This window comes from Desulfobacterales bacterium (assembly GCA_021647905.1).
In the GTDB taxonomy this organism is placed as follows: domain Bacteria; phylum Desulfobacterota; class Desulfobulbia; order Desulfobulbales; family BM004; genus JAKITW01.
On the sequence record JAKITW010000078.1, the window covers coordinates 1 to 14,282 of the forward strand.

Genomic DNA, 14,282 nt, shown 5'->3' on the forward strand with positions numbered 1-14,282 from the left:
TCGCTGCCTCATCATGGTCAATCGGCAACCCCAGGCTATTCATGATAACATCGGCAGTCAAGGTCAGGCTGTGCTTGTATCTGCTCATTCTGCCGCCGACCAGGGCTTTGCCCTCCCAAAGTATGGTGTTGGCCCGGCGCCAATCAAGGGTCCGGATTCCCCGAAGTCTTTGTTGCCAGTCACCGGGGTGCAGGCGGATCAAGTTGTTTCCCGCGATTGCCAAGGCCTGCAAGGTAATGCCGTGGGCATGAACATACTTCTGCCGCAGTGCGGCCGGCGTCGTTTTTCTCTCCAAGGCATCCGTCCAATCCGGTATATTGGCGATCACCTCGTTCCAGAAGTCGATGGCAAGTTTTTCCTCGTCGGGCGATATCGCTTCGCCTTTCTCTTTCCGGAGCAGTCGTCTGGTGGCTTGGTGGATGCTGCTCATGGTGAAAAGCTTCCGGGACCGGTTGGAAATCGAAGTTTTCGATTTTTCGGTCAATGCCTGAAACAGCGGAATCGTTTCGATTAATCTCTCTGTCAGCCTGACCATCGGGTCGGTGCGGGAGACCCTTTTTCGAGCCTGCAACAGGGCCTGAGTCCGCTCGATCTCCGCAGCCAGTTCCTTTTCATCGGGCAGGGCGGTCCGGTACTCCGAGGCCATCACCTTGTTCGGAAGACCTTCCAGCGCGTACCGGGCCACGGCCTCGTTTTTCTGGGCGCAGAGAATCAGCCCTACCGGCGGGTTTTCACCTTCGTGTATCCAGTGTTCCCGCGCGTAGTTGAGATAGAGATGCATCTGTCCGGCGTCGGCATGGGTGAATTTACCGATCTTCAGGTCGATGATCACCAGACATCGCAGGCGACGATGGAAAAAGACCAGATCCACCCGATACCATTCATCACCGATGCGCAGACGTTTCTGCCGTCCGATGAAACAGAAATCACTGCCAAGCTCCAGAAGGAAAGTCTCCAGGTGGCGGATCAAGGCCTCTTCAAGGTCGGATTCGGAATACTCGTCCTTGAGGCCGAGGAATTCAAGCACAAAGGGGTCTTTGATTTCCTCCTCGGGAAGCACACGATCTTCAGGCAGTAGCTTTTGTCCCTTGGTCAGCATGGCGGCCTTGTTTCGTGACAGGGCTGTTCGTTCGTAGAACTGGGAATTGATCTGCCGGTCGAGTTGCCGTACCGTCCAACCGCCGCGCCGGGCCTCTTCTTCATAGAAGCGACGGGCGTTGTCGTTTTTCACGGAAAGAAGACGGACATAGGCGGACCAGGGCAGAGGGAAACATGAGGCCAGGTTAAGCGGATTCAATTCCGCAGACGCTGTCTGCTCTTTTTCCGGCAACCCGGTTTTATCGATCAATGTTTGGCCCTTCGGAGGGGCGGCATGGTCTGAGGAAATACGCAACGGAATCGCGTATTTTTCTGTCTGGTCTTTATCAGGCAATTTACGCGACAGTGTCGCGTAAATTCGTTCAGAGGGGTAAATGAGGTAGAAGGCTCGAAATCGTTGAAGATTATCAACTCCAAACCCGCGCCCATAGCATTTGCCGAGATCGGCAGATAACCGCTTGAGCAATTCCTCACCATATTGGGCGCGTTTTTTCCCTTCCTGCTCATATTCAACGATTCGGCGACCGATCAGCCAATACGCTGCCGTCATGATACTATTGACGGAACGGGCCGCCGATCTCCTGGCCGCCGCGATGACATCGGATATATCACCAAGGACGATATCGTACTGTCTCCCCAGCTCGGCGTCCTGCTCCTTAGGCTTTTTCTTCACTGATTCCTCTTTGTCCCTTGTTTATTGAATCCCGATTTTAGCCAGTACCTCTTCCCTCTTTTGCCAGTCTTTTTTCAGAATAGAGTCAATATCGCTGTAGATGGCTGAGCGTCTGCCCATCCCATGCTGGCGTCTCTCCGCGTCAAAAAGTTGGGTGAGGAGTATAACCGGCACATCATACTCTTCGCAGACTTCCTGCAGAATTTGATGCTCAAGGCCGCCCATCCCGGACCAGTCGTCTTTGGGAACATGGAGTTTTTTTCCGGTTACCTGTTCATGGATTTGCGGCAACGAGTCCGGCCAATCCCCTTCCTCGAAAAGCCACAGCTGCCTTATTTTAAGCAATTCCGCTTCGGAAATAAGCTGCTCTTCCGGATTGGGGCTGTTTTTCCGCAAAGCTGCTTGCGTTTCCAGCAAACGCCGCAGGATTTCTTGACGGAAAGAAAAAAGGTACGGTCCCCAGATAAGTTTTTTAGAACCGTCGATTTCTTTATATTGGACCTTGCCGGATCTTCTCCTGAAATCGCGTATCTTTTTTTTCCCCTCGGGATTTTGTGTGGTCGCAAGCCAATCACGGAAATCAAGCAGGGGCTGTAGCCATTCCTCTCCCTTGTTAATCATCGATTCCATGGAGGTGTCTTTTGCCACTACCGTGCAGGTCCAGCAGCCGAAACGACTGTTGCCGCAGGGCGGGGTAGTCTTGTCTATCACCAGAGGGCACTCGCCATCCTGAGCATTTTTATACATGGAAAGCAGCTCTTCATTATCATTTTCCCATGGTGAGGGCGTGGAAAGGAGAAAAAACATAGGTGTCCCGGTTCTCAACGACATACCGGGAGATCGGGGCCACCCGGCCCTTATTCATTACGCGTTGGGCCTGCAATTCCGGGGACAGGTCGTTTTCACCATTACGGAAAATGGCCGGCAGCAACTTGAGCGGGCACATGGTAACGTAGTATTCCCGCCCCGCCTGAATCCCTCGGATGGCAGGGAAGGAATAGGTGTACTCGCGGGCCAGTTTGTTGTTTTTCATACAGATTTCAGGCGTTCGACCGTGCGGAGGTTTGGATTTTTTTTCGTGGTTGGCTTGAAAGAGGCCAGAATAACAATTTGTCCAGGGAAGTCAACAAGCAAACTTCCAAGAGTAAAAACAGACTTCCTTTACCTGTGTCAGAGGACGGTCGAGGGGGGGACTATCAACGGTAAGGCTGGGACGTTAGCGATAAAAACAACGCGTAGATAGAGGGACAGGGCGAGTAGAGGCGGGATAAAACCGGCCGGCTCGAACTACGGCCAGCGCTGGGCGTGGTGGAGAAGGCGGAGTATCTGGACCGCGCCTTTTCTTATCCAGTAAACAGCAATGAACGGGGTTCCGGAGACAACCAGTTCCTTTGTGTCTGAAAGCCGGCCCGGTCTGCCCAAATTCGGGTGATCGCGGAGGTATTCCACTGCCTCCTTGACCTTGTCGGCCATCCGTTCTGCGGCTTTTGGATTTTCCTGGGCAATATATTCACCGGCGGCAACCAGATCATGAAGGGCGGGAACCGTCCACTCCAGTTTACGCATTCTTGCCCCAGGTGTTCAAAATGGCCACCGCCTGTTCGTGACTTTTCACATCATTGTTTTTTGCAGCGGCAATTCCTTGCTTGATCGCCTCTACATGCCATTCCTGGACATTGATAAACTCCTCAATGGCCTGTGCGGCTAAAAATGATTTTGAGCGGTGGGTTGATTTCGACAAGGCAGCCAACCGGTTGGCCACTTCCGGTGATACCCGTGCGGAAACCAGAATCGTCTCACTCATAACAAGCCTCTCTATTAAGTATACATTGTCATCAGATTTGATGATATCATACGTCCTTCAAAAACACAAAAAACGTTAAGGGTAATTCCGTGTGGAAATGCGGGACGGTGAAAATGCGCGTGAAAATGCGGGACGGTGTTTTCACAATTAACAAACTTATCCTTGGGATGCTCTTTTTAAAGATAAGGAGAATTGGGACCGGACATAGGCGGACCAGGGAAGGGGAATCTTGAGGCGATGCTGGAAAGAGCCAATTCCGCAGACACTGTCTGCGGAATTGGCCACGCGAGGAAGAACGCCTTCATCTGCCAAACATTGCGAACCGAGCCCCCCTGCCATAGCGAAAGGACAGATCGGCGGCCAAACGTTCGATGAGTTCCTTGTCATATTCTGGCGGTTGTCATGATACAATTGACGGAACGGGCCGCCGACCTCCTTGCCGCATCGATGAGATCGGATATGTCCCCAAGCACGGAATCGTATCGTTTTTTCAGCCCGGTGTCCTGTTTTCTCGGCTTTCTCGTCTGACCAGCGCCGAACACGGTTTCTGGAGATGCCGCCACTGCGAGGGTGTCCACGGGAGAGGATTAGGGATATTGCCAGTTTTCCTTAATGTCAGAGAAAGGCAGCACCGTGATCCTGTCATCCAGGATGTATTTTTCCTGACCGGGATAGACAATCCAGAGATGCTCGAGTTCCAGATCCTGTAGAACCGATGTCATTGACCGTGTGCGGCGCGGTGCATCGGCGTATTTGAACTCCACCCCCCAATTCCGCCCATGATGCTGCCAGAAAAGGTCCAGTTCGGCTCCGGCATGTGTCCGCCAGAAATAAAAATCTTCGTCCGGCTTGCCCACGGCCCGGCAGACGATTTCCAGGGCAAACCCCTCCCAGGACGCCCCGAGCTTTGGGTGCGAGTGCAACTGATCGTGAGTGAAAATGGTCATAAAATAATGAAAAATACCGGAGTCGCGTAGATAGATCTTCGGCCGTTTGACAAGCCGTTTTGAGACATTAGCATACCAGGCCGGCAGGGTCCGCACCATGAAGGTGCCGGTCAGGATGTCTACATATTTTCTGACAGTCATGTCGGAAATGCCAAAGGACTTGCCGAGTTCCGAGTAATTGAGGATCTGGCCGTGATAATGGCCCAGCATCGCCCAGAAGCGCCGCAGGGTACGGGCCGGGATATTAATTCCCAGTTGGGGAATATCCCGCTCCATGAACGTGGCGACATAATGCTCCAGCCAGGTAAAGGCATCGCCGTCATCCAACGCCAGAAAGGCCCGCGGGAACCCCCCGCGCAGCCACAAACGGTCGGGATCATCAATATCATGCGAAGAAAAACCGCCAAGATGATAATAACCGATCCGGCCGGCAAGCGTTTCACTGCTCTGCCGAATCAGATCGCGGGAGGCGCTGCCAAGGATGACATATTTCTGTTGCGGCAGGGTATCGACCAGATAACGAAGCAGTGGAAAGAGATCAGGCACACGTTGGATTTCATCGATTATAATCAGCCCGGCAAGTTTCTCCAGAGTGAGTTGCGGGGTCTCCAGCCTGGCCAGATCGCGCGGATTTTCAAGGTCAAAATAATGGTCAGCGGCCAGGGTTTTGGCCAGGGTTGTCTTACCGCATTGGCGGGCTCCCAGAATGGCGGTCACCGGAAACATCCGCAGGAGGCGACCAAGGCGATCAATGTCTTGTTTTCGATGAATGAACATGTGCAGCCCTACTTATCATTGAAATTTCAAACAGAGTATATGATTTTTCAATGATAAGCAACTAAAATACATGCCTGTCACTGGAAGTCAAGCTTCCAATATGCAATGACAGATGGAAGTGGGTGGCAAGAGTGTGGACTGTGAACGGAGAGCGGACAGGGGAAATTCCTGGAACCGGCGGGCGGGGTCGTGGTATAAGGGGCAGGTCCCGGCCTTGGGGAATACAGGAGTTATCCATGGCCTCCCAGCGTGAAACTAAAGTCAACCATGGAACTGGCCGCCACCTTCAAAATACTGTTCACCTTTGCCGGGGTGTTGCTCCTCAACCGGTTGCGCCTCTCCCTGGGGTTGGCCCTGCTCCTGGGCGGTCTGGTTCTGGACCTCTGGAGCGGCCGGGGGCCGGCCACGGTGGGCGTTGATCTCGGCCAGGCCCTGCTCCGTCCCGAACTCTGGCTGCTGGTGGTCAACATCATCCTGATCATCGAGGTGGGCTCTTTCATGGCAGCCGATGCCAACGCCAGGGTGATCATCAACTCGGCCCGTCGCTTTGGCGGGAAACACGGTAAATTCCTCAGCCTGATCCTGATTCCAGCGGCCATCGGCCTGGTGCCCATGCCCGGCGGCGCCCTGTTCTCAGCGCCGCTCATCGACCAGACCGTCAATAAAAACAACACCACCCCGGAGTGGAAGGCCGCGGTCAACTACTGGTTCCGCCACATCCTCGAATACTGGTGGCCGCTCTATCCGGTAGTTATCATCACCCTGTCCATCTTTACCGTGTCTACCTGGCAGTTCATGGCCCTGCAGATCCCCTTTACCCTGTTCAGCATCGGGGCCGGTTATTTTTTCCTGCTCAGATCCCATCCCGATGCCCTCCCCTCCGGGCCGGTTGCAACCAGAGAGGCCGGAGAACGATTGCTGCCGGTGCTGCTGCCGATTCTGATCATCGTCCTGACCACCCTTGTCCTGCCCGAGCCCTTGCGCGCCGTGCTGCCCGATGGTGGCAGCACGGTGCGCAAGATGCTGGCCATGCTGGCCGGACTCCTGATCGCCTTAGGCCTGATCCGGCGCAGCTCGCGCCAACAGAACGGCCCGGGCCTGTTCACCAACCTGCTTACCAGAAAAACCGGCAACGTGGCCCTTACCCTGATCGGGGTGATGGTCTTTCAATCCCTGCTGGGCGGGTCCCAGCTCCTGCCCCTGGCCGGCCGGGAGCTGGCCGCCTCCCAGGTACCGGTGTCGATCATCGTTGCCTTTCTCCCCTTTCTGGCCGGACTGGTCACCGGCATTGCCATGGGCTTTGCCGGCGCCGCCTTTCCCCTGGTGGTCGGCCTGCTCGAGGTGGGCGCCGCCGGGCTCACCCCGCTCTCTACCCTGGTACTCGCCTTCAGCATGGGCTATGCCGGAATGATGCTGTCGCCGGTCCATCTCTGTTTCGTGCTGACCAAGGATTTTTTTGCGGCCCCCTTTATCCGGGTGTACCGTCATATCCTGCCCTGCGTGGCCAGCATCATGGCGGCGGGGATTATCATGTCGGTGCTGTTGGGGCGATTGGGTTGGTAAAAAAAGGGAGCTGAACCATGCCGGTATTCAGGCTGAGCGATAACATCCTTTTTCCGCCCACCGAACTGGCCGAGCCGGACGGCTTGCTGGCAGTGGGCGGCGACCTCGGCCCGGAGCGGCTGCTTGCCGCTTACGGGCAAGGCATCTTTCCCTGGTACGGAGCGGGCGATCCGATCCTCTGGTGGAGCCCCTCGCCCCGGCTGATCATCGAACCGAACGCCTTCCGGACCTCCCGCCGGCTCGGCCGGCTGATTCGCCAACAGTTGTTTACCATCACCATGGACCAGGCCTTTGCCCGGGTAATCAATGGCTGCGCCACCATCCCCCGCCGTGGGGAACGGTCCACCTGGATCGTCCCGGAGATGGTTCAGGCCTATATCCGGCTCCATGAACTGGGTTTTGCCCATTCAGTGGAATGCTGGCGGCAAGGGGAGTTGGCCGGCGGCCTCTATGGGGTGGCCCTGGGAAAAATCTTTTTCGGCGAGTCAATGTTCAGCCGCAGCTCAAACAGCTCCAAAATCGCCCTGGCAGCCCTTGTTGCCCAACTCAAAAAATGGGACTTTGCCCTGATCGACTGCCAGGTCGCCTCTGATCACCTTCTCCAGTTCGGCGCCCGGGAGGTCTCTCGCCGGGAGTTCGAAACACGACTTAAAGACGCGCTCACCGATCCCGGCCCCCTGCCGGGTCAATGGCGGTTTGAGGAAAATTCGTAATCATTCACCAAATGCCAAGAAACTTGGTAACCGTTCACCGGCCATGCGAAAGAGGTCCACAATCTCAGGCCTGTAAACGTTCAGCAGTGCCGTAGATGTGCGCAAGCAGGATGGCGAGCCATAGTCAACCTATGCGAGCCAGGCTGATCGCGTGCAGATGGGGTGCTGCTGAACGTTTACGATTACTGCTCAAGCACAAACTCGTAAGGCAGGCCGCTCTTGGTAAAATGATTGAGGATATTGCGGAGGTCATAGAGGGTGGCCACCCGGAAGATAACCTCCCAGGCCGGCTTCTTGGTCTCGATCCGGGACAGGGCGATGACCTCGGAGATCTTCATCTTGACCGGGGCCACGCCAAGGAGCATCAGCATTCGATTCCGGGCCGCTGCTGCCACATACAGGGTCTGGGGCTTGCTGATCGAGGTCTCCTTGAGTTTCCAGCGCACCTCGACCACATCCTCGCGCTGCACCTTCAAACCCCGGAAGCGCTTGCACTCGTGATGATGGACCGAAAGGCCGCGCTCGCTCAGCAGGCCGACCAGTCCCTTGTCAGTGGGCACCGGCTTGCAGCAGGCTGAAAACTTGATACAGACCGGATCAAGGGATGAGAGGCAGGTCCGGTTCAAGACCCCGGCCGGGGGCTGCAGGATCTCCTGACCGTTCACCAGGGTATCGATCACCTTGCCCACCAGCTCCCGCAGATGGATCTGGTCCGCACCCACCCCCTGGTAAAGCTGGTCCAGGGACTCCAGTCCATATTCGTCCAGAATGGTTTTGACCTCTTTCTTGTTCAGGACCTCGGCGTCGATTCCATAGCGTTTCAACTCCTGGGGCAGGATGGCCCGGCCGATCTCCCGGGCCAGGGCCCGCTGCCGGACCCGGAACCCCTTGGCCACCCCGGAACGGGCCCGGGGGGTCTGGCTCAGCTCCAGCAGATCGGGATCAAAAAGCACCGGGCTGTCCTGGCGCAGGATCTTCACCCGGTCGCCGTCCTTTAATACATGGCCGGGAGGAACCCGCTGCTGGCCGACAATGGCGCCGCTGCAGTATTTGCCCACGTCGGTATGGACCCGGTAGGCAAAGTCCAGGACAATGCTCTGGATGGGCAGGCAGATCCGGTCGCCCTTGGGAGTGTATGTGTAGATCTCCTTCTTGCCGCTGGCCGCGATCATCTCCTTGGGCGAGAGCCCCTGGTCGGCGCCGAGGATGTTGAACATCTCCCGGAGTTCCTTTTCAAAGATGCCCGCCACCTTGGAATGGGCGGACCAGCCATGGATAATGCCCCGTTGCGCATTACGGGCCATGTCCGGGGTGCGGATCTTGAACAGATAGTTATGACCCTTGATATTGGCCCGGGCGTGCAGCCCCTGGTAGCCGGTGGGTTTGGGATTGGCGATGAAATCACGGATGGTCCGGGGAATGGGCGGAAAGTTCTGATTGACAATGCCCAGGGCCTCGTAACAGGAATGGATGTCCTTGACCAGGAGAGTATACTCAAGCGGGTGATCGATCACCTGTTTCAGTTGTTTTTTCACCGGATCAAAATAACCCCACAGCCCCTTGGGCCGGATGGAGACCTGGCAATCGATCCTGGCCCGGCGCAGCTCCCGCCGGAGCCTGGCCGCGATCTCCCGCACCTCCTCGCTCTCCTCCATCTGCCGGATCCGCAGTTGGACCTTGTGGCTCTGGCGGGGGAACTTGTACTTCAGGGCCAGGTCGTACAGCTCCCGCTTCATATTAAAGAAACCCATCACCCTGGCCATGGGCGCGTAGATATCCAGGGTCTCCACCGAAATCTTCTGGCGCCGGTCCCGCGGCATGGCGTTCAAGGTGCGGAGATTATGGAGACGGTCGGCCAGCTTGACCAGCATCACCTCCAACCGGGCCGCGGCGCCGGAGAATATCTTGCGGTGTACCTGTTTGTAGAAGGTCTGGCGGTCCCCGGAAAAGCGGACGATCTTGGTGCAGCCGTCAACCGTGGCCGCCACGTTCCGGCCGAACCGTTCGGCGACCATTTCAATGGTGATCTCCTCAACATCCTCCACCGTGTCGTGGAGCAGGGCCGCGGCCAGCAGTTCCGGGTCGGTGATCTCCATCTCCTCGGCCAGGACCTGGGCCACCCGGCAGGGATGGAGGATATAGGGCTCGCCCGACCGCCGCCGTTGGCCGGCATGGGCGGCTACGGCAAAATCAAGGGCCTCCCAGAAGACCCTGGCCGTGCCCTTTGAGCCGCCCAGGTAGCGCGTCATCAGTTGCCGGTATTCGGCCAGATCAAATTCCTTAGACATTAGGTGTGCGGTCCGGTTCATGGGGAGGGGCGACCACGGCCCCTGCGACAACTGCTGTCCCTTCTGGCAAAATAGGGTATGATGGAAGCCGGTGCAACATGGGGCCGGTAATCCCCGGCAAGCATGAAAACATGTTATTATACCTGAAGAAACCCGGTTTTTCTAAAATATCTGTATAAAAAACCTGGCCGGCAATACGGTCCCGCGCGGGCATCCTTGTCCGCTACGCTTCCTTTTCCAGAAGGCGAGGCATGGCAGTGATTCCGCCTTGCCGGGCAACCATCAGCAACTCAACCAAGATTATGACACATAGATATAAGCACAGCAACAAAGATCACCGCAGCAAATCCGGCCGCGGCCGGCCAGGCGGCCTTGCCGAGGAGGTCCTCGCCTTTCTGCAACAGCGCAACCAGCCGCTCTCCCTGTCGGAAATCCAGACCGGCCTGGGCCTGGGAGCCGGGCACAGGTCCCGGAAGAACCTTCTGGCCGCGCTTGCCGGGCTCTGCCGCCGGCAGCTGGTCGAATGCCCGGCCAATAAAAAATATCGCCTCACGGCCCGGACCGGTCTGCATGAAGGGACCCTTGAAATGACGCCCCGCGGTTTCGGTTTTGTGGTTCTTGATACCGGGGATGCCGGGGAACCGTCCGGCAACGGAAAAGGCGACCGTAAAAAAGACCCCTTTGTCGGGCCCGGCAGCCTCGGCTCGGCCCACCATGGCGACCGGGTGCTGGTAGAGTTACAGGGCCGGCAACGTGGCCGGGCCGAGGCCAAGGTGGTCCGGGTCATCAACCGGGCCGTCACCCGGCTGGTGGGGATCTATGTCGCTGGCCGGCCCACCGGCATGGTGGTGCCGGAAGAGGAAAGGCTCCTCTTCAACATCCTGATCCGCAAGGAATATTCCTGCAATGCCCGTAACGGCCATGCCGTGGTGGCGGAAATCATTGATTTCAAACCAGGCCAACGCAATCCCGAAGGCCGGATTGTCGAGGTGCTGGGCGATCCTGAAAATATTGCGGTGCAGACCGAGATCGTGATCCGCAAACACGGCCTGCCCCATGCTTTCAGCGAGGCGGCCCTGGCTGAAACCGCGGCCCTTGACGCCACGGTTGCAACGGACGAAAACCGGCGTGACCTGCGCGACATCGCCCATGTCACCATTGACGGGGAGAGTGCCCGCGACTTTGACGATGCGGTTGCGATCCAAAAAACCAAACAGGGCTATCGACTCCATGTCTCCATCGCCGATGTCAGCCACTATGTGCGGCCGGGCACGGTTCTGGACGATGAGGCCTACCTGCGCGGCACCAGCGTCTATTTCCCCAACCGGGTGGTGCCGATGCTGCCGGAACGATTGTCCAACGATCTCTGCAGCCTGGTTCCGGACCAGGACCGGATGGCCTTTACCGCGGTCCTCGACTTTGATCGCCACGGCCGGCGCAAGAAAAAAAAATTCTGCCGCAGCGTTATCCGCAGCAGGCAACGGCTGACCTATGCCATCGTCAAAAAGATCCTGGTTGATCAGGATCCGAAACTGTGCCGCCAGCATGACGGCTTGCTGGGGCCGCTTCAAGATATGGGCGAACTGGCGGCACTCCTTAACAAACAACGACTCGCCCGCGGCAGCATCGGTTTTGAACTGCCGGAGGCGGAGATCACCATCACTGCTGATGGTGAGATCAAAAGCGTGGCCCGGGCCCAACGCAATGTTGCCCATAAGTTGATCGAGGAGTTCATGCTGGCGGCCAACGAGGCGGTGGCCGAGGCCCTGGCCGAGGCCCGCCAGCCCTGCCTGTACCGGATCCACGAGACCCCGGACCCGGTCAAGGTGCTGGAGTTCAGCCAGTTCGCCCGCTCCCTGGGGCTGAATCTGCCCAAGGACACCGGCACCCCCCACTGGTTCGGCACGGTGCTCAAGACAGTGGCCGGCACGCCCAAGGAGTATATTGTCAACAACCTGTTGCTCCGCACCATGCAGCGGGCCCGGTACGCGCCGGAGAATGTCGGCCACTTCGGTCTGGCCGCGGAGTTCTATACCCATTTCACCTCGCCGATCCGGCGCTATCCCGACCTGATGGTCCATCGGGCCCTGACCGGGTTGCTGATCCGGAAAAAGAACACCAAGGCCGCGAAAGAGGCCCTCCCGGGCCGGGATCACGATCTCGTTGCTGCCGGTGAGTTTCTCTCCGGCCGGGAACGGGTCGCGGTAGACGCGGAGCGGGAGATGACCGGCCGGCTCCAGGTCCGCTTCATGGCCGACAAGATCGGCGAATTGTTCGAGGGGGTCATCTCCGGGGTTTCCGACTTCGGCATCTATGTGGAACTGCTTGGCCTGTTCATCCACGGCGCCGTGGCCATGGCCAAGCTCAAGGGGGACTATTTCCAGTTTGACCAGAAAAATTACCGGCTGATCGGCGCCAACACCGGCCGCATCTTCCAGATGGGCGATGTGGTCCAGGTCCGGGTGACGAGCGTTGATCCCGGTAAACGGCATATCAACTTCCAGATCCACGATCCCTCCCTTGACAGGGACTGAGACGAAAAACGAGCATTGTTTTCAAAAATATCAACAAAGATGACCAACGCCCCGGAATCACTGCTCGCCAACGCGGCCATCGTGCTGATGACACCCAAGTACCCGGAAAATATCGGGGCCGCGGCCCGGACCGCGATGAACATGGGGATCCCCCGGCTGGTCGTGGTCCGCGACCAGGAACCGGACCGGGAAAAGATGCTCAAGCTGGCCACCCACAAGGGTGCGGAACTGATCGACCGGCTGGAGCGCTACCCGACCCTGGAGGCCGCCCTGGCCCCTTTTTCCTATGTGGTCGGGACCTCGGCCCGGGCCGGGCGCAAACGGCGCCTGGAAAAGACCCCGCGGGATATGGCCGAGATTGTCCCGCCGTTGCTGGCAAGGAACAAGGTGGCCCTGCTCTTTGGCCCGGAGCACCGGGGGCTGACCAACGATGACCTCAAGTTCTGCCAGCTCACCGTGACCATCCCCACTGCTGATTTCTCCTCCCTGAACCTGGCTCAGGCCGTGGCAATCCTCAGCCATGAACTCTTTTACGGCGCCCTGGCGGCCGGCCGCAAAATAGAGCGACCCCGGCCCCGGCTGGCGGATACCCGGGAACTGGAGGGGATGTATGCCCATGTGGAGGAACTACTCTCCCGGATCGGCTTTCTCAAGACCGAGGACACCACCTACTGGGTGCGGAACATCCGGCAGTTTCTCGGCCGGATGGGGCTCCGCTCCAGGGAGGCCCGGATCATCCGCGGGGTCTGCCGCCAGTTTCTCTGGTATGAGGGGAATCAGAAGGCAGAAGACAACAGACAAGAGGCAGAGGGATTAGAGGATAGAAGACAGGGGGCAGAGGGCAAAAAAGAGAGCGGCATATCATAAAAAAAAGCCGGGCAACGGCCCGGCTTTTTTCCGCACAGCCCTTTCCCGGCCGGACATTATTATTTCTTCTTTTTCAGATGACAGGCCTTGCACTTGGTCGGCCCCTTGATCTCGGCCACTCCGGTCTTGTGACACCCTTTGCAGCGGCGGTGAAAGGCATCCTTGACCTTTCGCAGTTTTTCATTGGCAAAATCCTGGTTGTGGCAGGAAACACAGGCCAGTTGCCTGGCGTTGGCCATTGCGCCGATGACCTCCTCGCTCAACGGCTGATGCCCGGCGTCATGATGACACTGCCCGCAGGTGACCCCTTCCAGGGCCAGATGGGTCTGATGGTCGAACCGGGCTGGTTTCCGGCCCTCGATAATAATCTCCACGGTGGGCGCCTGCAGCCCTTCCGTTGCCGCGGCCATGGCCATGGTTCCACCCATGCCCACGGCAAATGCTGTTGAAAGTACAACGATTATTCTCCGCATACCGAACCTCCTCCTTGGAATTTTATCTTTGTCGGTCTCGCAACAACATACGAGACGGACGTGGGTCATGTTGCAACTTGTCGATTTCACTTTATATGAAAGTCGTCCCGGACAACGCCCGGCGTCCGGGGAGATTTTCATTGCTGGTTGCGGCTGCCGCCTGAAAACCTGGTCCAGCTATGCTGGTTCCGGAACCGGGACGATCCCGGGGCCCCTGTTTTTCTTCACCCTATATCCGAATGACATGGATTCATAGTGGACATCGGGTGACACGACCCGACAACGGTGGGTGAAATCGTAAACATTCAGTAACCCCCCTCCTGTCGGGAAAAGGGTTTTCTTCTACCAACGGCCGCTCCATTGAGAAGGGCCGGCTGTTCATAAACAGGCTATCAAGCAGGAACTCGCTTCGCCGCAACGGTGATTCGGAAGCCATAAGTATATCATGCCGAAGTTGTTTCAAATTCCGCTTTTGCCGTCACGGCCGCGGCTCAGGGTCCGCTACACCGTTCGGTATAAGAAAACCCCTTTCCCAGTCCAACCTC

The 14,282-nt window shown here is 57.5% G+C and carries 13 protein-coding genes; 4 read left to right on the forward strand and 9 right to left on the reverse strand.

Annotated elements, in window-relative coordinates; all coding sequences use genetic code 11:
* From L3J03_10750 to L3J03_10775, 6 genes are all read right to left on the reverse strand, one after another.
* The coding region (locus L3J03_10750; GenBank protein ID MCF6291459.1) for a PDDEXK nuclease domain-containing protein at positions 1 to 1,771 on the reverse strand (1,771 nt) is incomplete at its 3' end.
* Positions 1,772 to 1,792: 21 nt separating this feature from the next.
* On the reverse strand, positions 1,793 to 2,518 hold the full coding sequence (locus tag L3J03_10755) for a hypothetical protein (protein MCF6291460.1): 726 nt from the start codon (positions 2,516 to 2,518) through the stop codon (positions 1,793 to 1,795).
* 19 nt (positions 2,519 to 2,537) lie between these two features.
* Entirely contained in the window at positions 2,538 to 2,804 is a 267-nt protein-coding gene (locus tag L3J03_10760; protein ID MCF6291461.1) for a DGQHR domain-containing protein, read from the reverse strand.
* A gap of 254 nt (positions 2,805 to 3,058) precedes the next feature.
* Positions 3,059 to 3,337, reverse strand: coding sequence for a type II toxin-antitoxin system RelE/ParE family toxin (locus L3J03_10765; GenBank protein MCF6291462.1), 279 nt, complete (start codon positions 3,335 to 3,337; stop codon positions 3,059 to 3,061).
* Positions 3,330 to 3,575 (reverse strand): CopG family transcriptional regulator, encoded by a 246-nt coding sequence (locus L3J03_10770; GenBank protein MCF6291463.1) that lies wholly within the window; start codon positions 3,573 to 3,575, stop codon positions 3,330 to 3,332. The genes L3J03_10765 and L3J03_10770 overlap by 8 nt, the downstream gene beginning before the upstream one ends.
* Positions 3,576 to 4,162: 587 nt before the next feature.
* Positions 4,163 to 5,248, reverse strand: coding sequence for an ATP-binding protein (locus tag L3J03_10775; protein ID MCF6291464.1), 1,086 nt, complete (start codon positions 5,246 to 5,248; stop codon positions 4,163 to 4,165).
* 300 nt (positions 5,249 to 5,548) lie between these two features.
* Here L3J03_10775 and L3J03_10780 point away from each other — a divergent pair, with 300 nt between their 5' ends.
* Complete coding sequence (locus tag L3J03_10780; protein ID MCF6291465.1) at positions 5,549 to 6,862, forward strand: DUF401 family protein; 1,314 nt, start codon at positions 5,549 to 5,551, stop codon at positions 6,860 to 6,862.
* Between the two features lie 17 nt (positions 6,863 to 6,879).
* A complete protein-coding gene (gene aat, locus L3J03_10785) occupies positions 6,880 to 7,575 on the forward strand; it encodes a leucyl/phenylalanyl-tRNA--protein transferase (protein MCF6291466.1) in 696 nt (231 codons plus the stop codon).
* 182 nt (positions 7,576 to 7,757) lie between these two features.
* On the opposite strand, the gene L3J03_10790 is transcribed toward aat, so the two are convergent.
* A complete protein-coding gene (locus L3J03_10790) occupies positions 7,758 to 9,863 on the reverse strand; it encodes an HD domain-containing protein (GenBank protein MCF6291467.1) in 2,106 nt (701 codons plus the stop codon).
* A 302-nt stretch (positions 9,864 to 10,165) separates the two neighbouring features.
* On the opposite strand from L3J03_10790, the gene rnr reads away from it, so the two are divergent.
* Complete coding sequence (gene rnr, locus L3J03_10795; protein MCF6291468.1) at positions 10,166 to 12,397, forward strand: ribonuclease R; 2,232 nt, start codon at positions 10,166 to 10,168, stop codon at positions 12,395 to 12,397.
* 39 nt (positions 12,398 to 12,436) lie between these two features.
* A complete protein-coding gene (locus L3J03_10800) occupies positions 12,437 to 13,264 on the forward strand; it encodes a tRNA methyltransferase (GenBank protein MCF6291469.1) in 828 nt (275 codons plus the stop codon).
* A gap of 59 nt (positions 13,265 to 13,323) precedes the next feature.
* Here L3J03_10800 and L3J03_10805 read toward each other — a convergent pair whose 3' ends face one another.
* Together L3J03_10805 and L3J03_10810 are read right to left on the reverse strand one after the other, a co-directional pair.
* Positions 13,324 to 13,737 (reverse strand): cytochrome c family protein, encoded by a 414-nt coding sequence (locus tag L3J03_10805; protein MCF6291470.1) that lies wholly within the window; start codon positions 13,735 to 13,737, stop codon positions 13,324 to 13,326.
* Positions 13,738 to 13,987: 250 nt separating this feature from the next.
* Positions 13,988 to 14,173 (reverse strand): hypothetical protein, encoded by a 186-nt coding sequence (locus tag L3J03_10810; GenBank protein ID MCF6291471.1) that lies wholly within the window; start codon positions 14,171 to 14,173, stop codon positions 13,988 to 13,990.
* Positions 14,174 to 14,282: the final 109 nt, after the last annotated feature.